The 26,049-nt window shown below is 47.7% G+C and carries 26 protein-coding genes and 1 pseudogene; 8 read left to right on the top strand and 19 right to left on the bottom strand.

Features of this window, described 5'->3' with window-relative positions; genetic code table 11:
• Positions 1-13: 13 nt before the first annotated feature.
• From D0A37_RS05070 to D0A37_RS05045, 6 genes are all read right to left on the bottom strand, one after another.
• Positions 14-790, bottom strand: coding sequence for a DUF6816 family protein (locus D0A37_RS05070; RefSeq protein ID WP_242721888.1), 777 nt, complete (start codon positions 788-790; stop codon positions 14-16).
• A 247-nt stretch (positions 791-1,037) separates the two neighbouring features.
• Positions 1,038-1,445 carry a ChuX/HutX family heme-like substrate-binding protein gene (locus D0A37_RS05065; RefSeq protein ID WP_242721886.1) on the bottom strand — a complete coding sequence of 136 codons (408 nt, stop codon included), beginning with the start codon at positions 1,443-1,445 and terminating at the stop codon, positions 1,038-1,040.
• A gap of 154 nt (positions 1,446-1,599) precedes the next feature.
• Positions 1,600-2,553 carry a PhoH family protein gene (locus tag D0A37_RS05060; RefSeq protein WP_242721883.1) on the bottom strand — a complete coding sequence of 318 codons (954 nt, stop codon included), beginning with the start codon at positions 2,551-2,553 and terminating at the stop codon, positions 1,600-1,602.
• Between the two features lie 374 nt (positions 2,554-2,927).
• Complete coding sequence (locus tag D0A37_RS05055; RefSeq protein WP_242721881.1) at positions 2,928-3,455, bottom strand: KH domain-containing protein; 528 nt, start codon at positions 3,453-3,455, stop codon at positions 2,928-2,930.
• On the bottom strand, positions 3,427-3,711 hold the full coding sequence (gene rpsP / locus D0A37_RS05050; RefSeq protein WP_242721878.1) for a 30S ribosomal protein S16: 285 nt from the start codon (positions 3,709-3,711) through the stop codon (positions 3,427-3,429). The genes D0A37_RS05055 and rpsP overlap by 29 nt, the downstream gene beginning before the upstream one ends.
• A gap of 81 nt (positions 3,712-3,792) precedes the next feature.
• Complete coding sequence (locus D0A37_RS05045; protein WP_242721876.1) at positions 3,793-5,127, bottom strand: D-alanyl-D-alanine carboxypeptidase; 1,335 nt, start codon at positions 5,125-5,127, stop codon at positions 3,793-3,795.
• A gap of 351 nt (positions 5,128-5,478) precedes the next feature.
• Here D0A37_RS05045 and plsX point away from each other — a divergent pair, with 351 nt between their 5' ends.
• From plsX to D0A37_RS05005, 8 genes are all read left to right on the top strand, one after another.
• Entirely contained in the window at positions 5,479-6,528 is a 1,050-nt protein-coding gene (gene plsX, locus D0A37_RS05040) for a phosphate acyltransferase PlsX (RefSeq protein WP_190663641.1), read from the top strand.
• 163 nt (positions 6,529-6,691) lie between these two features.
• A complete protein-coding gene (locus D0A37_RS05035) occupies positions 6,692-7,693 on the top strand; it encodes a beta-ketoacyl-ACP synthase III (protein WP_242721873.1) in 1,002 nt (333 codons plus the stop codon).
• A 391-nt stretch (positions 7,694-8,084) separates the two neighbouring features.
• Positions 8,085-8,966 (top strand): ACP S-malonyltransferase, encoded by an 882-nt coding sequence (gene fabD, locus D0A37_RS05030; protein WP_190733372.1) that lies wholly within the window; start codon positions 8,085-8,087, stop codon positions 8,964-8,966.
• A gap of 266 nt (positions 8,967-9,232) precedes the next feature.
• Positions 9,233-9,442, top strand: a complete 210-nt coding sequence (locus D0A37_RS05025) for a hypothetical protein (protein WP_242721870.1) — start codon at positions 9,233-9,235, stop codon at positions 9,440-9,442.
• Positions 9,443-9,832 (top strand): PspA/IM30 family protein, encoded by a 390-nt coding sequence (locus D0A37_RS05020; RefSeq protein WP_242721867.1) that lies wholly within the window; start codon positions 9,443-9,445, stop codon positions 9,830-9,832.
• 100 nt (positions 9,833-9,932) lie between these two features.
• Complete coding sequence (locus D0A37_RS05015; RefSeq protein ID WP_242721864.1) at positions 9,933-10,874, top strand: phosphate ABC transporter substrate-binding protein; 942 nt, start codon at positions 9,933-9,935, stop codon at positions 10,872-10,874.
• 203 nt (positions 10,875-11,077) lie between these two features.
• On the top strand, positions 11,078-11,716 hold the full coding sequence (locus D0A37_RS05010) for a lysophospholipid acyltransferase family protein (RefSeq protein ID WP_242721861.1): 639 nt from the start codon (positions 11,078-11,080) through the stop codon (positions 11,714-11,716).
• Positions 11,717-11,870: 154 nt separating this feature from the next.
• Positions 11,871-12,404 carry a general stress protein gene (locus D0A37_RS05005; RefSeq protein WP_242721858.1) on the top strand — a complete coding sequence of 178 codons (534 nt, stop codon included), beginning with the start codon at positions 11,871-11,873 and terminating at the stop codon, positions 12,402-12,404.
• A gap of 267 nt (positions 12,405-12,671) precedes the next feature.
• Here D0A37_RS05005 and D0A37_RS05000 read toward each other — a convergent pair whose 3' ends face one another.
• The 13 genes and pseudogenes from D0A37_RS05000 to petL all read right to left on the bottom strand — a co-directional run bounded on the left by D0A37_RS05000 (position 12,672) and on the right by petL (position 25,775).
• Complete coding sequence (locus D0A37_RS05000) at positions 12,672-13,217, bottom strand: GAF domain-containing protein (RefSeq protein ID WP_242721855.1); 546 nt, start codon at positions 13,215-13,217, stop codon at positions 12,672-12,674.
• Between the two features lie 165 nt (positions 13,218-13,382).
• Positions 13,383-13,973: a YdcF family protein gene (locus D0A37_RS04995; protein ID WP_242721853.1), complete on the bottom strand. Its 591-nt coding sequence runs from the start codon at positions 13,971-13,973 to the stop codon at positions 13,383-13,385.
• A 736-nt stretch (positions 13,974-14,709) separates the two neighbouring features.
• Positions 14,710-15,540 (bottom strand): GUN4 domain-containing protein, encoded by an 831-nt coding sequence (locus tag D0A37_RS04990; RefSeq protein ID WP_242721850.1) that lies wholly within the window; start codon positions 15,538-15,540, stop codon positions 14,710-14,712.
• Between the two features lie 150 nt (positions 15,541-15,690).
• Positions 15,691-16,833: a hybrid sensor histidine kinase/response regulator gene (locus tag D0A37_RS04985; RefSeq protein ID WP_242721847.1), complete on the bottom strand. Its 1,143-nt coding sequence runs from the start codon at positions 16,831-16,833 to the stop codon at positions 15,691-15,693.
• A 151-nt stretch (positions 16,834-16,984) separates the two neighbouring features.
• A pseudogene (locus D0A37_RS04980) lies at positions 16,985-19,629 on the bottom strand (GAF domain-containing protein).
• A 582-nt stretch (positions 19,630-20,211) separates the two neighbouring features.
• A complete protein-coding gene (locus tag D0A37_RS04975; RefSeq protein WP_242721844.1) occupies positions 20,212-21,345 on the bottom strand; it encodes a glycosyltransferase in 1,134 nt (377 codons plus the stop codon).
• 28 nt (positions 21,346-21,373) lie between these two features.
• On the bottom strand, positions 21,374-21,538 hold the full coding sequence (locus D0A37_RS04970; RefSeq protein WP_242721841.1) for a hypothetical protein: 165 nt from the start codon (positions 21,536-21,538) through the stop codon (positions 21,374-21,376).
• 490 nt (positions 21,539-22,028) lie between these two features.
• Positions 22,029-23,177, bottom strand: a complete 1,149-nt coding sequence (locus D0A37_RS04965; protein WP_242721838.1) for an NAD-dependent epimerase/dehydratase family protein — start codon at positions 23,175-23,177, stop codon at positions 22,029-22,031.
• Between the two features lie 111 nt (positions 23,178-23,288).
• Positions 23,289-23,879, bottom strand: coding sequence for a chromophore lyase CpcT/CpeT (locus tag D0A37_RS04960; protein ID WP_242721836.1), 591 nt, complete (start codon positions 23,877-23,879; stop codon positions 23,289-23,291).
• A gap of 123 nt (positions 23,880-24,002) precedes the next feature.
• Positions 24,003-24,539: a Uma2 family endonuclease gene (locus D0A37_RS04955; RefSeq protein WP_242721833.1), complete on the bottom strand. Its 537-nt coding sequence runs from the start codon at positions 24,537-24,539 to the stop codon at positions 24,003-24,005.
• Positions 24,540-24,664: 125 nt separating this feature from the next.
• On the bottom strand, positions 24,665-24,877 hold the full coding sequence (locus tag D0A37_RS04950; RefSeq protein WP_106148990.1) for a helix-turn-helix domain-containing protein: 213 nt from the start codon (positions 24,875-24,877) through the stop codon (positions 24,665-24,667).
• Positions 24,878-25,044: 167 nt separating this feature from the next.
• Positions 25,045-25,314, bottom strand: coding sequence for a hypothetical protein (locus D0A37_RS29310; protein WP_445242482.1), 270 nt, complete (start codon positions 25,312-25,314; stop codon positions 25,045-25,047).
• Between the two features lie 359 nt (positions 25,315-25,673).
• Entirely contained in the window at positions 25,674-25,775 is a 102-nt protein-coding gene (gene petL, locus D0A37_RS04940) for a cytochrome b6-f complex subunit PetL (protein ID WP_006633742.1), read from the bottom strand.
• Positions 25,776-26,049: the final 274 nt, after the last annotated feature.

Here is a 26,049-nt window from a genome sequence, read left to right as displayed (position 1 = left end):
GATGACAGCTTAATTATGCCCGCACCAACTCCAACCGATATCGGTACAAAGCCACAGGATGCCCCCCAGCAGCAAAATAATCCGGGTCTTGCGGCGACAAATAAATCGCTGTTACCTGATCGGCCTCAATTCTTTTACTCGCAGAATCGCCATTTTGTCCGCCTCCAACAACTCGATAAGCCGTTGTTGTCTCCACCTCGTTTAAATAAATATCAGACTCTCCCCGAAAAATCTGCTGAGAAATCTCTGTAGACACAAACTCGCGAGGATTCGGCGTCTCAGTTCCCCGACTGGTAACAATCGAAATTAATTGGCGTTCCCCTTTCAAAACAGTAATTTGGCGGTTGGGATTGGTCGGATCGACTTTCACTGAAACTATGCTACTATCGCCTAAATAAGCCTTGGCAATATTCAAACCGTTAAAAGTGCGATCGGCTACAATCTTTTGAGCGTTTTTAAATGTATAATTAGAAATCAACCCGAGATTTTTTTCAGGTTGAAATCGCACTTTAAATAATATCGGCTGCTGCAAATACTGGCGGTTGCTTTCAAACCCTGGCGTGACAATATTTGGCGCTAAAGGAGCGGCTAAATCTACCAAAGTGCTAGCAACATTCCAATTCCCCGCCATCCAGTCTGGATATACCAAATCTCCCTTAGCTACAGCGATAGGAGGCTTGCTTTCCCAATTGGGAAAACTTGATAGGCGATCGCCCAAAACCCCCGCTCTCGCAACGCCACCCCACAGCAGTACCGCCAAAACCAGACAAAAACCCCAAATTACCTTCATACCCAATTACATTCAAACAACTAACTTTCTCTTTCTCTTCTTTCTCTCTTCTTGCCGTTCTCTGCGCCCTCTGGGGTTCATTAATTCAAAAATTAGACAACTAATCAGTTAAACATCATATTTTATACCATTTTCATAAACAGGCAAGATGCCTGTTTATGAAAATAAATGTTCTACTTGTGGGGAGTAGGGGTTGGGCATCCTACCCGCCCCCTATCTGCAATTCAAAGGTGGAAAAACCTATGTTTTAAAGCGCCTCAACAGGTGCGGGTTCCCAAACTTCCCCGTATTTTTCCTTCAACTCATGCCAATTTTCCACCTGTCCGGGTTCGTATTCCCCCGGCTTTCCCCACTGCAAAAACGCGCTCAAAGCAGCCTCATTTTGTTCGTCCAGAAAACGGATTGCATAAGTAGTGAAATTGCCTCTTTTCGCCTCACCCGTTTCAAACTTCACCTGTTTTATTTTGTCCATATTTAGGTGAAACTCAAATATTTCGGCGTGCATATTCGCATACTTTCCCTTCGGCAACTCCGCATAAAACAGCTTGCGAATTGAACCGCGCACTTCCAGCACAGCCGCGCTGCTAGTCACGATTAAACGCAGCGTTCCCAATTGTTCGCAAGCTTCCAAGAATTCTTTCAGATTCGCAGTCATATCAATTTTGGATTTGGGATTTGGGATTAAATCTATAAGAAGCAAAGGGGAGTTGGGAAGTAGGAAAAGGAATTAGATAAAAAAAAGATAATTTTTCCTTCTTCCTTCTCTCATAGATAACTAAAGCCTTCCTTCTTCCTTCTTCCCTCTTGCTTCATGTTTCGTGCAGTTCGTAAGCAGCGACAATCCGCTGCACTAAAGGATGTCGCACCACATCCGCCTGAGAAAATTCACAGAAAGCAATGCCCTCAACATTACGTAGAATGTTTTGGGCGACTGACAATCCCGACTGTTGGTTTGGCGGCAAATCTGTTTGAGTGATATCGCCCGTTACTACCATTCGCGATCGAAAGCCCAGACGAGTCAACACCATTTTCATCTGAGCTGGCGTCGTATTTTGAGCTTCGTCCAAAATTACGAAAGCATTGCTGAGAGTGCGCCCCCGCATATAAGCTAAAGGAGCTACTTCGATCAAGCCTCTTTCCATTAAATCGGCCATTTTTTCAGGGTCGATCATTTCTTGCAGGGCGTCGTAAAGCGGGCGCAAATATGGATCGACTTTTTGCTGCAAATCTCCCGGCAAAAACCCTAATTTTTCGCCAGCTTCCACGGCTGGTCTGGTTAAAATCAGCCGTTCGTACTGCTTGCTTAACAGCGCTTGCACGGCGAAAATAGCTGCTAGAAATGTTTTGCCAGTACCAGCGGGGCCAATGCAAAATGTCAGGTCGTGCGTGCGTACTGCTTGGACGTATTGCCGCTGCTTGAAGGTTTTGGCTCTAATTTCTTCGCCGCGGCGGGTTCTGGCGAGAACGTCTCGCTGTAAGTCTTGTAAATCGCCTTGGCGGTTGCTATCCAAAGCTTGGCGCGCCGTCTGGATTTCAACTCCGGTGATATTTTTGCCGGATTTCCAATAGTCGGAGAGCGATCGCACTAATTTATGACACAATTCTACTTGACTTTTTGTGCCGGAAATCAGCAGTTCTTGCCCTCGCATTACCAGGGTAGCACCGGTTTGCTTAGAGATTATTTTCAGGTTTTCTTCTTGATTACCGGCCAGCGACATTGCGCTTTGAGTGCTCGGTAACTCTATTGTTAGTTTTTCATTCATGCCCACATAAGCTCCTCCAAATAAGCAATTAAAACTTAACAAATAAACGTTAAACCAGTCACTATGTGGGAACTAAAAGACGCCCGTTACTAGGCTTAACCTAGTATCTAAGGCGTCTTTTAGATTTAGCTCCCAAATGAGTTTGGTGCTTGAGGCACCAATCAAATCTCCCTTCTATTAAGTCAGGCAATTTTAGATGTTAGATTGGAAATTTTAGATTTTAGATTAACCTGATGCCGCTGACGTTTGAAATTTAAAATTTTACATTTGTTTCCGATCGCAAAATCGGCAATTTTAAACCAAACGGGGCTTGTAACATACAGTCTACAACAAGCAATCTAAAATCTAAAATTCTTTCTGGGCTATGCAGTTAGTTAATAACCGGGAGTATTTCGGCTCGTTCTAAACGTAGGTGTGTTAGTACGGCGAGGTTGTTCTCTCGGAGTTCTGCTAGCTAAGGGACTCGGCGACGGAGGTGGCGTCCGGGGTCGGAAGTCGCCTCGCGGCTCCCGCGAGCCACGATCTGGGCGGTCGCGATCCGGGCGGTCGCGATCCGGGCGGTCGCGATCTGGGCGGTCGCGATCCGGGCGATCGCCCCTGGGCGGGCCAGATCCACGATCGCCCGCTTCGGCATCGTATATATCTAAGTAGAGTGACTGACCCGCCGTCTGGGCCACCGCTTCAAGGGTAGTTCTAATGGCCTGAATATTGCGTCCGCCCCTACCGTAAACCCGCCCTTTGTCCGGATCTTCAAAAGCGAGACGAACCCAGACCCGCGATTGGCGCGGGTGCAGTTCGCAATCAACCCGCAAAGATCCGGGGGTCTCTAAAAACGGCCCAATTAAAAATTTAACCAGTCCAGCGTAGTTGGGACTAGCTGACTGCTGCTGTGCTGGATTCAACGTTGGCTCCGGCTCCGACTTGTTCAAATACATGGGCTTTTCTCAGGATGTCACGCACGGTGTCAGTTGGCTGAGCGCCTTCTTGTAGGCGCTTGACAATCGCTGGAACATCCAGCCTGGTTTCATTATTTCTGGGGTTGTAATAGCCGAGCTCTTCTAGGGGACGGCCGTCGCGGCGAGTAGAACTGTTCATCGCTACAATCCGGTAGCTTGTCTCGCGTTTTTTCCCGTATCTCTTCAATCGCAGTTTGATCATCTTCTTGCACAATAGTCTTGTTCCAATTCTAAGCTATTTTGTCAGCGCTCCTTCCCCGAACTCCAACTCAACCCCTATTTCTTAACCTCCCACCAAAATATCACTACGATTTGCGGCCCCCAAGGCAGGTCTGGCGCCGTCAATGTGCGGTGTAATTGCTAGTGGCAAAATCGATGCACTTCCCCACTGCTGCACCAATTTTTGCAAAAATATATCCTGCTGCGCCCTCAAAGCGTCCCAATCAGTACCGCGATTAATAATTGCAAACCAAACTAAACCCCGATCGCGCGTGGGGATGGCTCCAGCCAAAGCAATCACGCTGTCCAAAGTACCAGTTTTCACCACAGCCGATCGCGGAATGTGTCGGTTTTCCAAAGTTCCTCGATCGCGCCCGGACACCGGAAACAAGTCAGCAACTGTCAGCCCAGTCGTCTGAAGGTTGCGGGCGATCGCCTGCATCATCCCACAAGCCGCCCTCGGAGACATCTGATTTTCCACTCCCAATCCCGAACCGTTAACTAATTGAACTTCCTCCTGCGGCACCCCCGCAGCCCAAGTCGCTTGCTGCTGCACTATTTTTGCCCCGCCCAAATCGTCGGCCAGCATCTGAGCTATTTCATTATCGCTGTGGACGTTCATCTGCTTGAGAATTTCCGCTAAAGGAAGCGATCGGCGCTTCAGCAGCAAATGCCCCGAAGTCACAAATTTCTCAGCAATGACGCTGCCGGCCACCGTTACTTGCGGCTTTTTAGTTCCCGGAGCCATCTTAGAATACATTGCCACCACGTCTGGAGGCCAACTGCGGCCTTCAAGGGCTTGCCGCAGTATCTCCCCCGCAACCCAAGGATCGGACTCGTAATTCATGCGAAAATTGCCAGTGACCACCAAATTGCCCGCCACACGATCGATCCCCATTTGATTGAGAGCATTACCGACGGCGATCGCCTCCTCCCACACAAACAGCGGATCGCCCCCGCCACTGACCACCAAATCTCCCTGCAACACCCCATTCCTAATCGGCCCCGTTCCCCGGAACCGCGTTTCAAACTGATAATCCGCGCCCCAAGTTTCCAGCGACGCCAGAGAAGTCGCAATCTTAGTCAGCGAAGCCCCAGGCATCAGCGTCTTGCCCTGCTGACTTACCAGTGGCACCATTCCCGCCTGCACCCAAATTCCCTGATTTCCCTCAATCAGGTTCTTGTCCTTCAAATCTTTTAAATATTCCCGCACCGTCGCTTCTGTGGGCAAGTCGGGATTTGCCACATTTATTCCCCCAAAAGCCAAATCTTCTGCCACCGCTAGCCCGGGTATCCCTCCCCGCCACGCCAGCACTGACGCAGCATTAGGCGCGGCACTGCCTACCCCAGCCATGTCCAGCCACAGAGATATGATTCCTGAGCTAAATAAATCCAGCATTTTTTACTCCTAAAGTCAATCGATTTGAGATTTTAGATTTTAAATTGAAGAAAGCGCTCCCACTGATAAATCCGGGGGCTTGTGATCAGGATGCGGAGCTTTTTTCTCGCTCCACGGATGAATCCGGGGTTCCCGGACTAAAGTCCTTGCGGTCATGTAAACTATTTCATTGATTTTTTCAATATGCCGTCAAAAATAGTAAAGTAGTGACAAAACAAGTTCTATCAGAGTAGTCGGAAATGAGAATTGTCCGATCACTAGGGCGAGGGGATTTTAGTTCTTTATTCAGACTTGTGGATTCAAGCTCCTGACTTCCTGGTAGAATTTTTAGTGTTTCTCAAACATTGGTCAATGGGATCGACACGCGCAAGAATTGCGATAGACGCTATGGGTGGGGATCATGCCCCCGCCGAAGTTGTAGCTGGAGCGCTTAAGGCACAAGAAGAATTAGGCGTAGAGATTTTGCTCGTGGGCGACCCGCAGCAAATAGAAGACTCGCTCCGGCAACAAGACGCGATCGGCCGCGTCTCTACAGGTCAGCTAGAAATCGTTCCTTCTGAAGGAGCGGTGGAAATGCACGAAGAACCTTTGAGTGCCCTCAAACGCAAGCCCAACGCTTCGATTAACGTAGCGATGAACTTGGTAAAGCAGCAGCAAGCTGATGCTGTGGTGTCCGCCGGTCACTCCGGCGCGGCAATGGCGGCTGCCCTGCTGAGGTTGGGGCGGCTCCCCGGAATCGATCGCCCTGCGATCGGTGCGGTTTTGCCGACAATGGTAGCGGGCACCTCTGTACTCATTCTCGATGTCGGCGCTAATGTGGACTGCCGCCCCAAATTTTTGGAGCAGTTCGCTCTTATGGGAACTATTTACAGCCAGTGCGTGCTGGGCGTCGCCGAACCTAAAATCGGCCTGCTCAACATTGGCGAAGAACCTTCAAAAGGCAACGACGCGGCAGTGCGGACTCACCAGTTATTGGTGGACAATCCGAACATTCCTTTTGTGGGCAATGCCGAAGGCCGCGACGTGCTGTCGGGGAAATTCGACGTGATTGTCTGCGACGGGTTTGTCGGCAACGTGTTGTTGAAGTTTGCCGAAGCGGTGGGCGAAGTCGTCGTGCAAGTGCTGAAGGAAGAATTAGTCAAAGGACTCCAACATCAAATTAACGATCCTCTGCTGCAAAAAAGCTTGCAAGGATTTAAGCAGCGGGTAGACCACGTTGAACACGGCGGCGGTTTGCTATTGGGCGTTGCTGGAGTTTGCATTATCAGCCACGGTTCGTCTCAAGCTGGCTCGATTTTTAATGCCATTCGTTTGGCGAAGGAGGCTATTGACAACCAAGTGCTGGAGCGAATTCGATCGTCCAATCACCAAAGCGCTATGGAACAAGAAGCTGTGAATTAGAGGCAGTAAGTAGGAATTGAAAATTAAAAATGTAAAATTAAAAATGTCAGCTTAAACCCACTGTTTTGCTTAAAAAAAAGTAATTGCAGCAGTTTAAAAAATAATTTTAATTGGTAGTTTTTAATTTTTAATTCCTCGATCGATCGCTCATAAATGGAGAGGAATGTTGCAGCAATCAGGGTTCGGCATTGCCGTCACGGGTAGCGGTTCTTGTACACCGCAGGTTTCGCTGGATAATAACGGTTTGAGTCAGATAGTAGAAACTTCTGACGAGTGGATTGGGGCGCGGACGGGCATTCGTTCCCGCAGGCTGGCGGACGATCGCACTTCTTTGTGCGATTTAGCCTCGGAAGCAGCGCTTCAGGCGATCGCAATGGCAGAAATTTCGCCGACAGATATCGATTTAATTATTTTGGCGACTTCCAGTCCTGACGATTTGTTTGGCACTGCCAGTAAAATTCAGTATCAATTGGGCGCAACAAAAGCTGTGGCTTTTGATTTGACAGCAGCTTGTTCCGGCTTTGTTTTTGGTTTAGTTACAGCCTCACAGTTCATTCGGACAGGGGTTTATCAAAATGTCTTGCTGATCGGAGCAGATATTTTATCTCGCTGGGTGAATTGGTCGGATCGGGGTACTTGCATTCTATTTGGAGACGGTGCAGGTGCGGTGGTATTACAAGCTTCAGAAGTCGATCGCTTTTTGGGATTTGAAATTCGCAGCGACGGCACGCAAAATTCGTCTCTCAATTTGGCTTACAAAGCCGAGTCAAAAGAATTAATTGAGGGCGTCAGCGTCGCAGTGGGTGGATTTCATCCCATCACAATGAATGGTCAAGAAATCTATCGCTTTGCCGTGAAAAAAGTGCCGGAAGTCATAGAAAAAGCTATGTTTCGGGCCAATATCAACCCCGCCGAAATTGACTGGCTGCTTTTGCACCAAGCTAATCAGCGGATTCTCGATGCAGTGGCCCAAAGGCTAAAGATTCCTCCCGAAAAAGTAATCAGCAATTTGGCAAATTACGGCAATACCTCAGCGGCTTCAATTCCCCTTGCCTTAGACGAAGCCGTGCGTCTGGGTAAAGTTAAACCGGGCGATACTATTGCGGCGGCCGGTTTCGGTGCAGGTTTGACTTGGGGGGCGGCGATTTTTCAATGGGGAAGGTAATATTTGGCGATCGGCTGTAAACTTGCTCCGGTTATTGTCGGGAGTTTGATCGAGTAAAATACAAATCCTTTAACACGCCATACATAGGGCAAGGTTCGCAGCCGTACAGCAGTTATTGACAAGCGCGTGCTGAAATGGAAAATCGTCTATTCTTCGATCGACTTTCCCCGGCTGGAAGGTTGAAAATTGTGCTACGCCTATTAATCCGATTAAAGTAGCAAAAAAAAATAAACCTGGTAAAAATCGCAGTTAGATGTTATAATTATGAGTCGCGAGTAGATAGTTCGTTAACCGAAAGATAGCGGATACCAGCGAGCGAACTGAGAAGCGGGAAAGAAAGAATTTTTGCAATCACCAATTAGCAACCACCAATTAGCAGATTACCGGAAAAATGACTAAAACAGCATGGGTATTTCCCGGACAAGGTTCCCAGGCGATCGGGATGGGTGCAGACTTATTAAACTTGCCAACAGCCAAAGCCAAATTTGAGTTAGCTAAAGAAATTTTAGGCTGGTCGGTCTCGGAAGTTTGCCAAAAAGAAGAAGCAAAACTATCTCGGACTCTCTACACTCAGCCTTGCTTGTTCGTAGTAGAAAGTATTTTGACCGACTTAATGCGAGAAAAAAGCGATCGACCAGCAGTGGTTGCCGGTCACAGTTTAGGAGAATATGTTGCCCTCTACGCAGCAGGCGTCTTTGACTTTGAAACGGGATTGCGCTTAGTCAAACGTCGCGCTGAACTCATGGACACTGCCTCTGGCGGGCAAATGGTGGCTTTGATCGGGTTCGACAGGCAGGAACTAGAATTGCAAATTCAATACAGCCGAGACGTAGTGCTGGCAAACGACAACAGCGAAGCACAAGTCGTGATTTCTGGAACGCCCGCAGCAGTAGAAGATTTGCTTGCCAAAATCAAAGTCAAACGCGCCGTTAAATTGAATGTTTCTGGTGCGTTTCATTCTCCCCTGATGGCCGGGGTGGCGGCAGAGTTTCAACTAGCCTTAAAGTCTGCAAGATTTTCCGATGCAAAAATGCTGGTGCTCTCGAACGCAGAACCGTCAGCCACTACCAGCGCAGCCACTTTAAAGCAGCGGTTGACTCAGCAGATGACTAAAGGCGTGCGGTGGCGAGAAATTTCGCTGCAACTGCCGCAACAAGGAATCGATCGGGTAGTGGAAATTGGCCCCGGCAAAGTTCTCACAGGTTTGATCAAACGGACTTGTCCGGATTTAGCACTGGTAAATGTTAGCAGTTTTGCAGATTTGCCCGCTTAATCTATTTTTAACCTGTGATCAAATCGCAGGCCGTAAAATTGAGAGTTAACAGACCCTAAGATTGCCCAAAAATGAATCGCACAACAGGCAAATCCGAATATTGGCTGTTGTGCAAATTGGGGATAGACGATTTAGACAGCTAGAAAATCTTTATCAAAAATCTAGATCTCGATCGACCTGAGGGGGCGATCGACAAATCCTGATATACACTAGCGTAAAAACCAAGCTTATCTGGTGTTTATAGGAAAAAAGTTCTTTACAGGTTGATGGGCGGCAAGGCAGGCAGAACCATAGTAGGTGCCTGGAACTGGATGTGGGGACTGCCCGTAGAATCCGGCAGCAGGGTGTCGGTGGCGGTAGCCGAAGAGTCGCTGCGATCGATGCCAGAATCCGTACAAAAATTGGCAGCAGCAGTCTCCACCCAAGTTGCAGCCTACCAGCGCGCCAAAAGGAAATATGAAGAAAAAGTTAGGTAAATGCAAACCGTAGAGCGCCAAGCCATCACAGCCCAGCGCAACGGCAACGAAGAAGCATCCCGCTTGGCAATGTCGAAAGTAATTCAGACAGAAAAAATTCTGCCGCAGTTAGAAGCTCAAGTAAAACAAGCCGAACAGTACGTCAACGCTTCCAAAGACAAGCTAAATCGAGAGCGGATGAAGCTGGAAGCCTACAAAACCGATATGCAAAATATGAAAGATATGGCTGAGATTAAGGAAGCTCTTGAAGCCATATCCAAAGTCAACAACGACCTCACTATCGATTCAGCTCGATCGCAATTTGAGCAAGCCAAAAACGCCGTCCACGGCCACAACCTCAAACAGCAAGCTTTAGCAGAACTATCTGAAAACCCCCAAGAAAGACTTTAGGCAGAATTAGAAAATATGACCTTAGACGATGAAGTTAATCGCAGGCTAAAAATGTTAGACGGCTCCAACAACAAAGAACTTCCCAGCTAAGGAGTATTTTATGGCTAAGAGCGGGCCTCCCCCCATAGTTTTTATCCTGTTATTTCTCTTGCTAGCCGGTGGTGGCTGGTTCTTTTTTCTGAACAAACCAGCGTCGCAAGATGTTAGTAACAATCCTCCAACTCCCACACCCGCAGGCGATGTCGTCCCACTTCCCGTCGCGCCAGTAGTCGGCGGTGCTTCGCCTGTTGCAGCTAGTTCTTTTGCGCTTCCAGCTTCCGTACCTGCGGGCACGGCCGTGAGAATTGACGGTTCTACCAGCATGGTGACAATCAATCAGAACCTCAAGAACGGCTTTCAAGGCAAGTTTTCCGGCACCACAGTCGATACCAAAGCGAACGGTTCTGAAAAAGGAATTCAGGATTTGGTGGCGGGAACAGCCGATATGGCAGCGGTATCGCGACCTTTGACGGCTCAAGAACAAGGTCAGGGTTTAGCAGCGGTGCCTGTTGCCCTAGATACGATCGCCCTCGTAGTCGGCATTAACAACCCCTTTAAAGGAGGTTTAACCTCCGCTCAAGTTCAAGATATCTTCAAGGGAAATACTCAAGACTGGTCGAAAGTCGGCGGCCCAGCGGGCCCGATGAAAGTAATTAACAGACCGGCAGTTAGCGGCACTCACCAAACGTTTAAAGAACAAGTGCTTGGAGGTGGGGAGTTTGGCCGGGCGCCAAATATTACCACGCTCGATCGAGATGCGACAACTCCCCTGCTGCAAGCTTTAGGCAACAACGGCATTGGCTATGCGACTTTCGCTCAAGTAGCCAATCAGAAAACGGTGCGCGTTGTTCCGATAAACGGTGCGACGCCGGATGCTGGTAACTATCCTTACAAGCGGCAGTTGTACTACGCTTACAAAAATCCTCCTAGCCAAGCAGTTAAGGATTTCTTGGGCTACGCGACTTCTTCGGAAGGACAAAAAGCCATGCTGGGTGGAAATTGAGCCTTTGCAAAGTTTTGACATTCAGGAATTCGCCAGAATTTATTCAGGCGCTACCCAAGCAAAGTCCGCCTGCGCGGACTATATTCTTCAGTCAGCGCAGGCGGACTTCGTTTGACAAGAAGCTGTTTCAACCGCCGAATAATCTCAAACGGACTCGATCTGATAGGCTAATATTCGATGTAATTTAAAATCTAAGGTTTTCTGTGAGCAAAAGTCGCGAACCAGTCGAGAGTTTACTTCTCTACTATTTATTCAAATGGTCAATTGTCAGCCCCATGCTGCACCTGTACTTTCGCGGCCGCATATACGGTGCAGAAAATGTTCCGACAGAAGGGCCGCTGGTAGTAGTCAGCAATCACGCCAGCGATTTTGACCCGCCGATTTTGTCGAATTGCATGAGGCGACCTGTCGCATTTATGGCAAAGGAAGAGTTATTTAAAGTTCCTATTTTGAAGCAGGCAATTACGCTTTACGGTGCTTATCCAGTGAAGCGCGAAAGTGCCGATCGCAGTGCCATTCGCTCCGCTATCAATTCTTTGGAAAATGGCTGGGCGACGGGTGTATTTTTGCAGGGAACTCGCACCCCAGACGGCAGAATTACTGAACCGAAATTAGGTGCGGCGCTGATAGCTGCTAAGGCAAAAGCGCCCCTGTTACCTGTTAGTTTGTGGGGAACTCACGCGATTTCGGCGAAAGGTTCGGCAGTGCCGCGTCCGGTGCCACTGACGGTGCGAATTGGCAAGCTAATTGAAGCGCCCGGTTCTTCGGATCGCGAGGAGTTGGAAGCGCTGACTCAAAGATGTGCGATCGAGATTAATGCCATGCACGATTTGGGTCGCTGATTTTATAACTTTTGTTGCTGTTTTTCAGGTTATATCTACAGATAGATGAATGCTGAAGATAAACATCGAAAAATATCAATATAAGTGATTGAAAACAAGCGCAATAATTAGGCTTGAATTTGACTTTAATTTGACAGGAGATAAGAAGAAAGATATGGTAACAAGCAATCAAACCCGCGCGTTGGGATTGTTTTCTAACCGCGAAGATGCCGAGCAAGCTCTGACAGAATTGAAATCTTCCGGGTTTCCAATGGATAAAGTTTCGGTTGTTGCTAGGGATGCAGGTGAGTCTGTAGGCGATACTCAAACGATCGCTCAGGTAGGCGATAAAAATCTAGACACAGGAGCAGGAGTGGTAGCAGACACTCTGACAAATGGTGCTTTAGCCACCGTGCTAGTAGGTCTCGGAAGTTTAGCTATTCCCGGAATCGGGCCGATGATTGCAGCGGGCACTTTGGGCGCCTCACTGGTGGCTGGCGTAGCAAGCACTGGTGTCGCGGCGGCGGCTTTCGGTGGAGTGGTGAAGGCCTTGACTGACTTGGGAATTCCCGAAGAAACAGCTAGAATTTACACCGATCGCCTGCAGGCCGGCGATTATTTGGTGGTAGTAGATGCCGCTGAGGATGATATTAGTCGGGCTCAAGGGATTTTCAGCAGTCGGGGCATTCAAAATTGGAGCGTTTTTTAAACAAGAATTGTGCACCAAACTCTATCTGTAGGGCGATGCACACTCCACCCTGGGTGATAACTCTTAGCTCGAATTTAGTACCCGAATTTTCTGTGAAAGTTAGCCCATCGATCCCCCCTAACTTAAAAAGGGGGGAACCGGAAACGGTGTTTCATCCTCCGGGAAGGGCATTGAGATTCGGGTAAAACCCCGATCTAGACGGGGTTTTAGTCTTAAGTGGACATTCATTCATTGCCCACCCGCTTTCTACAAGTCAATTATTGATTTTTATCGCTCATCTTTTGATGCTGAGGCGGTGACATAAGCGACAGCTAAAGGCGAAATTTTTTCTGTAACTGCTGCGATAACTTGGCGATCGAAGTCAGTCCAAACTCTGGGGCGATCGAACATACAAGGCTGCAAAACCCCCCACAATAACCCGTCAGCACAAAGGTGAGCGTGAATCAAAGCTCGATGTCCGAACTCTTTTGCCTCAAAATTTTTGTTGACTACTTCAGGATTTGCTGTTTCAACATCCTCAACAAAAATCGACGGTTCAGTTCGCAAAGCTGCGGCAAACAAAGGGTCTTCTTCCCCTAAAGATTCTGGTTCTTTTTTCCATTCCGCATCCCAAACCTCGGGATAGTTTGAGTTGCGACGCCAGCAGTAAGGTACTCTGCCCATTTGCGTTTCAGGATTGCGGAGGTAGAGAAAGACGCGATCGCAATTTAACACCTCGCCTAAAGCCGGCACCAAAGCCGAAAAAACAGCATCCGGCGTTTTGGTGTCACTCAAAATTTTATCCAGAACTTGCGGCAGAATTTGGTCGCTCATTAACTTTGGGTCTTGAAGTTCATATACTGATTTTAAACTACTCGTTCTCTTCTGTTACGCATTTATCATCAGCATCTTCCCCCTTCCTTAAATAGCTATAGAAGACAAGTTTTAAAACCTGAGCCAATGGCAAGAAATTAACAATTGCTCCATGCTTCCCTGTGTTTATTCAATTCTGGCTTGGCTGAAGTTAGCACCCGTATAACCGGTTGTCAGCCACAGAATAGCCCTAGCGCCGTCGCGAACAGCTTTTTGCATCGGTTCGGGGGTTCGCCCAGACGGAACAGCCACAGGCTTAAAACTAATGCCTCGACTGCCGAGTACGATTTCGCCGATAATCTGAGCTCGCCGCATATGATCGTCAGAAGTGATCAGATACACGCTCTCAATCCCTTGAGCTTTCAATTCATCTACCAGGGTGGTAAAATTTGTTACCGTATCCACCGCTCTGTAGTCTAAGTGCAGGCGATCGGACTCAATTCCCGCTTCTGAAAACACCCATTCCGCGAACTCGGGATTGCTCCCAGACGACACCCAAATCGGCAATTCAGGATGATCCAGAGCAAATTTGGCGGCAAACACCTCTCGCTCCGTAGCCCCACCTAGAACTAACACAGCTTGGGGTCTCTGAAATTCGCTCTTAAGCTGCTGATAGCCAAACCAGCAGGCTGTCAAAAGCCCTACTAGGAACCAAAAACTGCGTGAAGTGTTCAAACGCTTGTAACGCTGCGTGTTTGAGTTGATTTTTAACCACATCTAAACCTATAAAAATTTTATGTAACTAACAAAGGAACCATAACAAAAAATACCGCACGTATAGCCCACTAACAGGAATTAAAAATTAAAAATTAAAAAAGGGTCGGGGGATCAGAGATTTTAGATTTTAGATTTTAGATTTTAGATTTTAGATTTTAGATTGACTCTACGCTTGTGGTGGGGCTTAAACAGGTGATTTGAGATTTTCGATTTCAGATGGACTCTAGAGAGAGGTTCTGTGTAAGTCCTCGTCTTCCAGCAAGTATTCGTCTGTGGGCGAATTCGTTAGCAGATATGCAAAACAGAGGGGTAAAACTTAGGCTTACCCCTCCTGCTTTTAATTTTTCTTGATTTTTAACGGGACTGGCCGGGTTCGAACCGGCGACCTAGCGCTTCAGATTTGTGTGAGTTTCCCCACTCTCTGGACTATACCTTCACCATAGGCTTGTAGCCTTTAGGTGGTGACCGTCTAGTCTCTAAACCTTCCTGATTTCAATATAGGCGATTGTTTAATCGCAATGAACTCAGGCTTGGCTTGGTATTGCCTTAGAGTCATAGGAACCCACGAACTCTTTAGGTTTCACCAAATTTGACCACATTCACTCCTAGAGTTTCCTCGCAGGGTGCCCGATTCTTCAGGAGGCGCTTGCTCTATCCATCTGAGCCACAGCCCCAGTTGCGGAACCGTTTTGATTATAGCAGTTAATGTCGATTTTGATTTGTTTATTCTGGAGGATTACCGATCGCCAGTTGCCAGTTTCGCAGCGATGCGGGCCAAGTTTTCGGCTGCGGTGAGTTTACCAGCACCATAACAGGCGCGCTGTCTCCATGCGGTGACGGGGAGATGTCCGGGGGGAGCATCTTCGTTGAAAGAGAGCTCGCTGTAATATTTCCAATTTTCCTTGACTCGCCAGCCGACTCGATCGCAAAATTCAGTATAATTTGCCTCGGTACTTTCCCAAATCTGCTGCTGCACGCTCAACCCGAACCGCCCGCTGCTGTATTGTTGCCAAAGTTGGTCGATCGTGCGAAGGTCTGTAGAAGGAAAACTGTCAATATCGGCTGCACTCAGCCAGCCTTCGTCTTCTCTGACAGCGATTTGCAGCAAGATTTCCCAAGTGTGTTCATCAGCTTTGCGCCATTTTCCGCTTTCTAATAGCTTTGTAAGTTGGCGGTAGTCCATCCCCACTTCCGAGATAGCGGGAGTTTTGTCAGGTATGGCGCCGATTTTGTCTTCCAGTCGCAGTAGAGTGCTGACAATCAATTCAGGGTTTAGTTGTTCGAGACGGTACAGAACCCATTCTAACTGAGATTGAATGTATGTGCGGGCGATCGCACCTTGCTGCACTTCCCCCTGCAACTCATCAAATTTAGCTAACCAATTTTGTTGATTGCGGGCCAATTCCCACATTTGTTTTGCCCACTGCAATCTAACTTGTTCTTTTTTTAAATAAGTTTTGGAAGGTTTAGCACGCTGCGGGTAGGGAGTCAAATCCCAGCCGCAAATCGAGCACAACTCTGGTTTTTCTTCGATGTATTCAGCACCGCACACTGGACAGTTAGACATATTGCCATAAATTCGGTTGCCAAGTAATTATATGACATCCGGTAAATTAACCATCATTCGATTAGGTACGCACTTTGCAACCTACAATTACAGTTTATCTGTAGTAATGTGCGCCTTTCGCACCCGAAAGTTAGAGTTATTCCTACCGCTCTAACAAGGCAAGCGAATAGTAAACAAACTACCTTTTCCCAAATCTGATTTTACTTCGATCGTGCCGCGGTGAGCTTCGACAATTTGCCGACAGAGGTGTAGTCCCAAACCTGTAGCGGATCTCTTGTGAGTTCCCGGGCCAAACCTTTCAAATAACTTTGCTTTTTCGGTGGGAGAAATGCCAGCGCCGCTGTCTTTTATTTCTATGATTACCCATGCCAGCGGTTGGTTTTTGAAGCTCGTATAAGCAGGTGAGTTGGCAGCTTTTAAGCTGACATCTATTGAGCCGTTGTCGGTGAATTTAATCGCATTTCCGATGAGATTTGTCAGCAAGCGGTGCAGTTCCAGACGATCGCCCGGATACTTCGCAATCGGTGCACTTTCTGCACTTTCTGTCAAGTCTAAATTTACCGACAAACCTTTAGCATCCGCTAGGGGAGCTAGTTCTTCAGCTACCTCAGTAATAAGCTGGCGCAAGTCCACGGAAGCGAAACTTAGGGATTTGGCGCCTGCTTCGTAGCGGTAGACTTCCAGCAGCATATTTACCAGCGCGATCAGGTTTTTGTTGCTGCGAACCATCGTCCCGAAAGCGTCGCGCATGGGAAGGGAAATTTCTCCCAAAGCTCCCTGCTGCATTAAAGTTAGCATTCGATCGGCTGCTACCAGGGGCGTCCGCAAGTCGTGAGCGAGTCGGGAGACAAAATCTTCGCGCTGGAGGGCGATCGAATTGCGCTCGTCTACGCTGTGTTTAAGCCGCAAAAGCGATCGTACCCTCGCCAGCAGTTCATCCATTTCGACTGGTTTGCGGATGAAATCGTCTGCTCCCATGTCCAATCCCTGCACTACGCTCGCACTGTCGTGAGCCGTGATCAGCAAAATCGGGATAAAGGGCAATTCCTTATTTTGTCGCACTCGCTTGGTGACTTCATAACCGTCCATCCCCGGCATCATCACGTCTAGCAGTACCAAATCCGGGGCTGACTTGTCAATTTGACTCAAGGCAGAAAAGCCGTTTTCTGCCGTGCTAATTTCGTAACCTTCTTCTTCTAGGATTGTTTGTACCAACAAAACATTATCTGGTGCGTCGTCTACCACCAGAATGCGATCGGCTTTTGTGGCATTCGGAACAGATAAATAACTCATTTAATTGTTAGCCTGGAAATAAATACTAACTTTAATTATGGCATCCGATTTATGGTTTCACATTTTTACACTTGTTAACTCTATCATAAGGAATATCTCACAACTTTATCAAATCTTTTCACTTTTGAGCACTCGGATGTAATATAATCTACTACTTGTTGGTCATCGTATGCACCCCATCCCAATCATCGGGGGGGGGACTTCCACATAGCTCAGGGATCGGTCTAGGTGCACTTCCACAGCTCGATCGCGGGGTCGCATTGCTAAAGCCGCTTCAAAACAACTAATTGCTTTCCGAAAATTTCTAGCAATATAAGCATCCCTACCGTTGCTGTAAAGTTCCAAAAACCGAAGGGTTTCCCCATCCATGGGTTCACAACTATTTTGCAGCAACTCGTAAATACCCACTGGCTGATTTTGGCCCTTAACCCGCACCTTGTCCAACTCTCGCACCCAAATCCCTTCGGGACACAAACTGTATGTAAATTCGCTCAAAATTATATCGCATCCGTACTCCTTGGTAAGCTGTTCCAATCGCGAACTCAAATTCACAGCATCCCCGATTACCGTGTAATCCATTCGCTTTTGAGAACCAATATTTCCCGAAACTACCTCTCCCGAACTAATCCCAATTCCGAAGCGAAACGGATCTGCACCGGGGCGAGAATCATTAAACTCTTTCAAACGCCGGCGCATATCTAAAGCCGACTGAACCGCCATCCAACCGTGACTTTCCGGAGGATTCAGGGGCAGGGGCGCGCCGAAAACCGCCATTAAAGCATCGCCGATAAACTTGTCTAAAGTGCCTTCGTAGTGGAAAACGGCCTCCACCATCGTCTCAAAATATTCGTTCAACAGGGATACCACCTCGGATGCTCCCAAATTTTCGGTCAGCGTGGTGTAGCCGCGAATGTCGGAAAATAAAATAGTCACTTCTTTGCGTTCGCCCACCATCATGGCGCCTTCACCCAAGGCCATCACTTTATCTACGACTCCAGGAGTTAGGTAGCGGTACATCGTATTTTTCATCCGCTTTTCGTGGCTGATGTCTTCGAGTACCACTAAACCGCCGCGCACGCCACCCTCTGGATTGATCAGCGGGTTGACAGTCAAATTCAAACTACGTTCAATTAGTTTAATTCTAGAGGCGGGGATGGGCAGTGGACAATAAGGGTGATACAGGGCAGAATTTCGCAGCGAAAATAGAGATTGGGCATTAGCTAATTCTGCCAGCGCTACTTCCTCAGTCCACGCGCTGTTTTCGCCCCAAGCGTAATATAAATTCGGGTCAGTGCGATCGGGCACGGCCAAAATATAACTTTCTTCTTCTTTTTGTTGGGAATTTAACGTTTTTTCTACCAACAGTCCCACAGTTAAAGTTTGTTCGGGAACGTAATGTCGGGCAGCATTGTTGAGACTGTCTTCGAGTCGAAATTGCAAATTTTCGATTGGCACAACTTCCCAAACATAGCGATTCACCAGTTTATCTTCCCAAATCTGGGGATTGTGTTTGCTTTTAGCTTGATTTACCGGACAGCCCAACAATTCCAGCGCCGCTTCGTTAATCGTTACAACTCGCCCCTGTAAATCGGTGGAAATCACTGCATCTGAAAGACTTTGCAGCATATCTTTTTGATACTGCTTTTCCACCATCACGTTCTGAAACAGTTGAGAATTTTGCAACGCCATTCCCGCTTGGGAATTAAATGCTCGCAAAAACTCTTCGTCGGAAGGGGTGAAAGTGCCTTGGTTCTTATTAATTAGCTGAGTCACCCCGATGAGCTCACCTTTAGCGTTATGCACGGGCATACACAAGACAGTCCGAGTGCGGTATCCCGTTTGCTGGTCTGTAGAGGGGTCAAAGCGGGGATCGTCGTAAGCATCTGTAATGTTTAGAGGTTGACCGGTCGAAGCTACGTAGCCAGCAATTCCCTTATTAGCAGGAATGCGGATTTCCATCATCGTTGTGCCGTCAGCCTTGGCGACTTTTGTCCAGAGTTCGTTGGTTTCCCGATTTAACAAAAATAGCGTGCTGCGATCGGCCTGCATCAAGTCGCGAGCTTGATCCATGACCGAGCGCAAAGTTGTTTCCAAGTCAAGACTTTGACCCAAAGTCGTGGTGGCTCTCAAAAGTGCAGCAACCCCTCGCTGGTTGCGGGCGACGACGTAGAAAGACTGACAGCTTTCGAGAATAATCCCGATCGAATCTGCAAAAGCCTGGAACTGCTGTTCGTCTTCCTCGCTAAAAGGGACATTACCAGCTTTATTTAACAGTCTAACCACCGCTACGGGTTCGTGTTGGCTCTTGCTGCTAAAAATCGGCATACAGAGCATCGTCTCGATCTGGTAGCCCGGTGGTTCGTCTACTTCGGAATTAAAATGCTCGTGCGATCGAGCTTCGGCGACATTGATCGATTTTCCCGTTGTTGCTACGTAGCCTAAAATGCCTGCATCCATAGGCAAACGAACTTCTAAATGTTCGCCAAGTGGATCGAGTGTTTTGTGCCATAGTTGTTTTTTGTTGCAGTCAACCAAAAAAATTGTTGTCCGGTCTGCTTGCAAAATTTGACCAATTTTGACAGTGAAGGCATCTAAAAGTTGCTCTAAGAGACTTTCGAGTGCTTCATTGTTAATCAGGTCCATCGCCCGGATAAATTGCTGAAATTCAGCCGTGATAAAGTCCAGCAGGCACACTAATTCAGGAACTGGCAGGCTCTTAACACGGGAGGTCAATGCCCCCATAAAATTGACTTGAGTCAGTGTAGCCAGAACGCTACCAGTATTGGAGAATGTCATGATTAACTGCTTGCTCAGAGGGGTAGACTGACCGCAGGTCGATCGGCACTAGATTCGGCAGCCGTGCAAACTCTTGAATTTGTTTGCAAGCGCATCGGCACTCGCTTGTCGCTTTAATGAATCGTGAGTTCAAAAGTGGCGCACGCAACTTCAGTTTGCTTGTTATGTATGCTCGATCGATCTTCTTTACAACCTAGATACTGATGAGGGTTCGTCAATTCAAGCTGAACTTGATTTCGCAAAACTGCTAGCCTGAAAATTAGGTGACAGGCTTTAGTTCGATCGAGAGTGCAGTGTGGATTGGACGCTCTGTCCTCGGCCCCAGCGCGCGGTGTGACTGTTTTAGCGCACTCGGCGACCGTATCCGGTCAGGTAAAGGGCGCTATGAAAGCAGCGCGCAAGGCATTCCTACAGAGCTTACTCATAGTTTAATGGTAAACGCAACAGCAGGATAACGACGGTAATTTATACAGCAAAAAAGTTCGATCGGTCTTTGAAAACATCCCTCCTCATTACCAACTGACGATCGAACAGCGAAGCTAAGCCGGCGGTGATGTTTAAAGGTGCTACAGATCCTGACATTTAGGCCGCTCTGGGCATGGACTCGGCAAATACCACTGATTGATAGTAGCGCTGCAGTTGTGCAGCGGCGGCGGCCCAACCCCAGCGTTCGGCTTCTCGGCGAGCGTTGTGGCGCATGGTTTCCCGTTCTTCGGGATTCGCAAACAGACGCTTGGTGGCGGCGAGTGCTCCTTCTTCGTCGGCGGGGTCAAATAAATATCCGTTAACGCCGTCGGTGACGATATCGGGAATTCCGCCGCTGCGTGCCGCGACTACGGGCGTCCCCGCAGCCATTGCTTCTAGGAGCACTAAGCCCAGGGTTTCGGTGCGGGAGGGAAAAATGAAGGCGTCGGCCGATGCGTAAGCTCTTGCGAGTTCTTGCCCCTTGAGGTAGCCGACAAAATTGGTGGGTGTACCGGCAAAAAATTGTTCAAGGGTTTGCCGATGCGGGCCGTCTCCCACTAAGGCGAGGCGGGCATCGGGAATCGCTGCGAGAACTGGTTTGATGCGTTCGATTTCTTTTTCTGCACCGAGGCGGCCGACGTACAGCAACAGGGGACTGTCTGGGTTATTTGCAGAAAGGCGCGATCGCATTTCTCGACTCGCCAATTCCGGGACAAACATTTCCGTATCTACGCCCCGCTGCCACAAATCTACTCGCTCAATGCCGTGGGTTCTCAATTCCTCCACCATTGCTGTAGAAGTACACAGATTCAATTCTGCTTGGTTGTGCGCTCCTTTGAGTAGTTCCCACAATAAAGGTTCGAGGACTCCGAAACCATAGTGGTGCAAGTATTTGGGCAAATGCGTGTGGTAAGAAGCCAAAATCGGAATATCGAACTTTTTCCCGTAATATATACCGCCCAATCCCAAAATAGCTGGATTGACAACGTGAATAATATCCGGTTTAAACTGCTCTAATTGGCGACCGACAGCCGGAGAAGGAAGTGCCATTTTCAATTCCGGGTACATCGGCAAAGGCAAACCCTCCACACCGTAAACTCGGGCGCCTTTGTATTCTTTAATCCCGTAATCTGGAGAAAATATCAGAACTTGTTCGCCCGCGCGCTGCAAGTGATCTACAGTGTGAATCAGGCGCGTCACAATGCCATCTATTTTTGGCAGAAATGTTTCAGTGAACAGAGCAATTTTCATAAAAATAAGTTATTTAGGGAGCCGATAATCATAGCCTGCGGCCAAGGTCATCGGTAACAGGATACACTGTCTCGCGGGGCGCTAAGTCATTGCGTGCGATCGGCTGCTTTTCTACACTTCTTCTTTCAGTTGCACTACCGCTAATTCCGAGCGAGAGGTTTTTGGGATAAAATGCCAATTCCCTGAATGCCAATTGATATAATTATCCCACCTCAAAGCCATCCCACCCTTTCTGCCAAGCAATTAATTCTGTGAATTTCCTGTGCTGTTCCGGCAATTTATCTTGCTTTTTAAGTGACAAATAAGCCTTCGCCAACTCGCCACTAATTTAGATCACTCAGCGTTACAGCGGCTCATTCTCCTATTAAATAATAAGCACAAACTGCCCTCGCTGAAAATCCAGGCAGAACCACCAAAAGCAACAGAATGACAATTCGACTTTTCAGGGGATTTCTTCCCAAACCAGCCAGCAGTAAAAACCTGATGCAATCTTTTAATTAACCGCAGAGGACACAGAGAACACAGAGCAAGAGATAAAAAAGAGAGATCATCGTAATATACAGCCAAATCCATTCAGAACTTGCGAACCCTTCTCCTTTCTTCCCTTCTTTCCTCTTGCTTCGCGCCCTTCGCGCCTTCGCGGTTCGTTAAAAAATCTCTTACCCGCAAATAGATACCAGAACTTACTTCCAAGAAACCTTCGGCAAAATCTGGTTTTTATCGACACGATGCTGATATTTTGTAGCAAAATTCAGCAGAGAATCGAGCAGAGAATCTGAGAGATAGTGCGGTTGCAAACCGAGGTCTAGCAAATTGGTGTTTTTGGCATTGAAATAATGTTCTTCTTTCTCGACTCGGGGATTATCGATGTGGTTGATTTCTACTTTTAATCCCATTGCCATGCCTGCTTTTTGCACCAAGGAGGCTAAATCGCCGACGCTGAATTGTTCGGTGAATTGGTTGAACACGCGGAATTGTCCGGCTTCGGCGGGGTTGGCGATCGCCAATTCCACGCACCGCACGGTATCCCGAATGTCTAAGAAGCTGCGGGTTTGTCCGCCAGTGCCATAAACGGTCAAAGGATGACCGATCGCAGCTTGGATGCAAAATCTGTTCAATGCTGTCCCGAATACTCCGTCATAGTCCAAACGGTTGATCAACAGTTCGTCCATGCCGGTTTCATCTGTGAGCACGCCGTAGACTACGCCCTGATTTAAGTCGGTGGCTCTTAAACCCCAGATTTTGCAAGCAAAATGGATGTTGTGGGAGTCGTGGACTTTTGACAGGTGGTAGAAGCTGCCTGGTTGTTTGGGATAGGGTAGTGTATCCTTGCGCCCGTTGTGTTCGATCGTAATGTAGCCTTCTTCAATGTCAATATTCGGCGTGCCATATTCGCCCATTGTCCCCAATTTCACTAGGTGACAATCGGGGAAGTCTTCGCGGATGGCGTACAGCAGGTTGAGTGTCCCGACGACGTTATTGACTTGAGTGAGGACTGCGTGTTCGCGATCGATCATTGAGAAAGGTGCCGAACGCTGTTCGCCGAAATGGACGATCGCCTCTGGTGCAAATTTTCTCATGCTTTTGCTGAGAAAATCGTAGTTGGTGATGTCACCGACGAACAAGTCGATCGACTTGCCCGTTAAATCTTGCCATCGCTGGAGTCGTTGCTGAATCGGTGCGATGGGAGTGAGGGTGTCGCTGCACAGTTCCAGATCCCAGTGCCGCCGCACGAAGCTGTCGAGGATGCCAACTTCGTAACCTTTGTTAGAAAGGTAGAGTGCGGTTGCCCAACCGCAATAGCCATCGCCACCAATAACCAGGACTTTCATAAATCAACGGTGAATCTTGCTTGCCAATACTGGGTTAATGTACCAGGTATTGGTGCATTCTGAACCTTTAATCAAGCGTGTTCGCCCAGGAGGGACTGAGTTTTTTTTGGATTAAACCGGAATTTCGTCGGCGAAGCTGGCCCGGCGGGTGAATTCAAAAGGGCCGGCGAGAGCTCCCCAGACGTGGGCGTCGGTTTCTGGGTCACGCCCGCGATCGTGGCTAATAAATTTGTCTTGGTCAATCTCGAATTCGCTGTCTAGATAGGTTTTTTTGCCCTTTCTGACCACCATGCAGCCTTTTCCGGGTTCGACAGACCCTTTGAAGCTGTTGCCCGTCCACTGCGTAATAAAGGTGCAGCCGGGAAGCAGTGTCAGTTGTGCTTTTTTGATTTCTTGCAGCCGTTGCGGGTCGCGGGCAGCGCCGTAGAATTGTTCTTCGTTTTCTATGGCATAATTTTCGATGTCGATTCGATCGTCCACCGGGACTAATTTCAAAACTCGGACTCGGTACGGTACATTCAGTTCAATATCGTAGGCTTGTTCTAGGTACAAGCTGAGGCCATCCAGAACTTCGACGGGTAAAGGCCTCATGCAGACGCGGATGTGGGCGAAGAATGGCGGGTTTTCAAAGGCTTGGGCTTGGTTGCTGAAATCGGCGGCCATCCAGCGGGCGAGGGTGACGATATCGGTGGAATGAGTCATTTCGATTTTAGATTTGGGATTTTCGATTTTAGATTGGGGATCTAGTAAAAATTATTTTAGGGGAAAGGGCGCGTCAGACGAAATTCTGCGACAATTATCCAGAGTTTCAGTGTTAAAAACCCCCTATTGTCGCCGCGTCATTGCCATCACAGCATCAACAGTAAGTTCTGGTACAATACTTAAAGTTGGCAAAATGTCTGCTCCCGAACAAACTAGGGGTAGGTTATCGCCCTGCCATACCCAAACTTGTTGGCGAGATAAATCTATTAACCATGCTAATTGCGTTCCATTGCTAAGGCAAAGGAGAATCTTATTCTGCAAGTCTAAAGTGCTTTGATTTGGCGATCGAATTTCAATCAACCAATCTGGCGCCCCATCAAACGGCCCGTCTTCATCAGGAAGCCGATCGCACGCTACGATCGCGATATCTGGCACAGGTGAATGGGGAGGTATCAAGCAGCGCAATTCTGGGACTGCTTCAAATCTATCGGTACGATCGTTGATATAGTTAACCAAGTTGTTTTGCAGTCGCGAGTGAAACAGAGTTGGCATAGTTTTTTGAACTGCCCGCCCACCAATCAATTCCCATGCGGGCGAAGACTCAATATTTGGTTGAGCGAGAAACTCTTCTAGTGAATGTGTTGCAATGGAATGAACCATGTTTTTTAACCGGACTTCACTGTGCTTGTCACGCGCAAAAGTCTACTGCATTATACTGCAAAATCAATGCCTTTTCTTCTACCAGCGCTCGAATTTTTAGTCGAACTCGCCCCATTGGTGCGCCCTCAATCTTCCAAAATCTCGACCAAATCTTCCATTGTCACGTCGAAGGCGCGGGCAATTTTGTAGACAGCAGAAAGATCGACTGTATTCAAAGCATCGCGCTGAACGTAGCTTCTGACAGTGTTGTAATTAACTCCGGATCGATCGGCAACTTGCTTTAGTGTCCAACCCTTTTGCTCAGCTAGTTCTCGAATCCGCAGTCTAACGTATCCCATGTTTTAACTTGACATTGATGCGTATGCAACAGATGATATCTATGTACACTGAAAACGATCGCCCTCCTAGCCTCGAAAACTTAAGGGCGATCGCTTTTTCTACCACACCCCACGAACGTGGGGAAGGATTACCCTATGATACCAACATCAAAGCCCCAATTAAACACTCATCCCTGGTGTATCGTGCGGCAATTGCCAAATATGCAGCGATTGGTTGTGGCTAGGTTCCACCGTCGAGGTGATGCAGAGGGATATCTCCAGATTTTACGGCGGTTGTTGCCGGCGGCTAAACAGGCGATCGTTTTTGATACGACCGGGGCTGAGAAATTGGCAGAAGTTCGATCGACCTGAGATGTTGCACCATTGTTAATTACTTGTTTAGGAACAGGCTTTCCGGCCTGTTCCACAATAAAATTCATCTCTTGTGGAACAGGCATCTTGCCTGTTAAGCGAGAATGGTGCAACATCTCAGATCGACTCAATTAGAACGAATCTTGTAATTAATCAGGAGCGATCGAGTTTTACAACAAGTGCGATCGCTCCTTCATTCTCAAGACGAATAATTGGGGAATCGAGGGATTTTAGATTTTAGATTTTAGATTTTAGATTGAAGCATTAACTAAATTACTTTGTATCAAGTATTAAAGTAGGGAATTATAGGATCTAGTTCTATAAAACAAAGCATTTACGCCGTCAATCTACAGATTTAATCAGAGATTTTTGGCGCAAATACTTTGTCGGACTGATACTTTTGCCAGAGATTAAATACTCTGGTTCAGACATCTAAATTAGCAAATTAGATGAGTTTGACAGCCCGCAGACCAAACATCAGCACTGTTGCCAAGCCAATCATGCCGCCAAAAATCCCAAAATAAGTTATTGCTCCGCTAAGAGTCATTGCCATTTCTCCAAAACAATCAATAAAAAGACCTTTGACACTCCCCTGCCTTAATGGGTGGGGATTCTTGGTTCACTGATACACCTTAAAACTCTCTATCCTTTCGGCACTACTTAAACCAAAAACCCGTTCAATAGAACTAAGTTTCGAGTCTAATTTAGAGGAGTCCCAGCGGGCTTATCTCCGCAAGCTTTAGAGGATTGCTCCCCTTGTTTCCGTATGCCCTACGGTACAACTTGAATATCAAGTATTTGATTTTGCCCTTTAACGGGTG

Source organism: Microcoleus vaginatus HSN003 (assembly GCF_022701255.1).
GTDB lineage: Bacteria > Cyanobacteriota > Cyanobacteriia > Cyanobacteriales > Microcoleaceae > Microcoleus > Microcoleus vaginatus_B.
Note: the sequence above shows the minus strand (reverse complement) of the source record. Positions and strands in the feature narration are given on the sequence as shown.

Bases quoted from the DNA above. Each gene is read 5' to 3' on its own strand.
- D0A37_RS05070 (WP_242721888.1), bottom strand. From the start codon at position 790: ATGAAGGTAATTTGGGGTTTTTGTCTGGTTTTGGCGGTACTGCTGTGG.
- D0A37_RS05065 (WP_242721886.1), bottom strand. From the start codon at position 1,445: ATGACTGCGAATCTGAAAGAATTCTTGGAAGCTTGCGAACAATTGGGA.
- D0A37_RS05060 (WP_242721883.1), bottom strand. From the start codon at position 2,553: ATGAATGAAAAACTAACAATAGAGTTACCGAGCACTCAAAGCGCAATG.
- rpsP (WP_242721878.1), bottom strand. From the start codon at position 3,711: ATGATCAAACTGCGATTGAAGAGATACGGGAAAAAACGCGAGACAAGC.
- D0A37_RS05045 (WP_242721876.1), bottom strand. From the start codon at position 5,127: ATGCTGGATTTATTTAGCTCAGGAATCATATCTCTGTGGCTGGACATG.
- plsX (WP_190663641.1), top strand. From the start codon at position 5,479: ATGGGATCGACACGCGCAAGAATTGCGATAGACGCTATGGGTGGGGAT.
- D0A37_RS05035 (WP_242721873.1), top strand. From the start codon at position 6,692: ATGTTGCAGCAATCAGGGTTCGGCATTGCCGTCACGGGTAGCGGTTCT.
- fabD (WP_190733372.1), top strand. From the start codon at position 8,085: ATGACTAAAACAGCATGGGTATTTCCCGGACAAGGTTCCCAGGCGATC.
- D0A37_RS05025 (WP_242721870.1), top strand. From the start codon at position 9,233: ATGGGCGGCAAGGCAGGCAGAACCATAGTAGGTGCCTGGAACTGGATG.
- D0A37_RS05020 (WP_242721867.1), top strand. From the start codon at position 9,443: ATGCAAACCGTAGAGCGCCAAGCCATCACAGCCCAGCGCAACGGCAAC.
- D0A37_RS05015 (WP_242721864.1), top strand. From the start codon at position 9,933: ATGGCTAAGAGCGGGCCTCCCCCCATAGTTTTTATCCTGTTATTTCTC.
- D0A37_RS05005 (WP_242721858.1), top strand. From the start codon at position 11,871: ATGGTAACAAGCAATCAAACCCGCGCGTTGGGATTGTTTTCTAACCGC.
- D0A37_RS05000 (WP_242721855.1), bottom strand. From the start codon at position 13,217: ATGAGCGACCAAATTCTGCCGCAAGTTCTGGATAAAATTTTGAGTGAC.
- D0A37_RS04995 (WP_242721853.1), bottom strand. From the start codon at position 13,973: ATGTGGTTAAAAATCAACTCAAACACGCAGCGTTACAAGCGTTTGAAC.
- D0A37_RS04990 (WP_242721850.1), bottom strand. From the start codon at position 15,540: ATGTCTAACTGTCCAGTGTGCGGTGCTGAATACATCGAAGAAAAACCA.
- D0A37_RS04985 (WP_242721847.1), bottom strand. From the start codon at position 16,833: ATGAGTTATTTATCTGTTCCGAATGCCACAAAAGCCGATCGCATTCTG.
- D0A37_RS04975 (WP_242721844.1), bottom strand. From the start codon at position 21,345: ATGAAAATTGCTCTGTTCACTGAAACATTTCTGCCAAAAATAGATGGC.
- D0A37_RS04965 (WP_242721838.1), bottom strand. From the start codon at position 23,177: ATGAAAGTCCTGGTTATTGGTGGCGATGGCTATTGCGGTTGGGCAACC.
- D0A37_RS04960 (WP_242721836.1), bottom strand. From the start codon at position 23,879: ATGACTCATTCCACCGATATCGTCACCCTCGCCCGCTGGATGGCCGCC.
- D0A37_RS04955 (WP_242721833.1), bottom strand. From the start codon at position 24,539: ATGGTTCATTCCATTGCAACACATTCACTAGAAGAGTTTCTCGCTCAA.
- D0A37_RS04950 (WP_106148990.1), bottom strand. From the start codon at position 24,877: ATGGGATACGTTAGACTGCGGATTCGAGAACTAGCTGAGCAAAAGGGT.
- D0A37_RS29310 (WP_445242482.1), bottom strand. From the start codon at position 25,314: ATGCCTGTTCCACAAGAGATGAATTTTATTGTGGAACAGGCCGGAAAG.
- petL (WP_006633742.1), bottom strand. From the start codon at position 25,775: ATGACTCTTAGCGGAGCAATAACTTATTTTGGGATTTTTGGCGGCATG.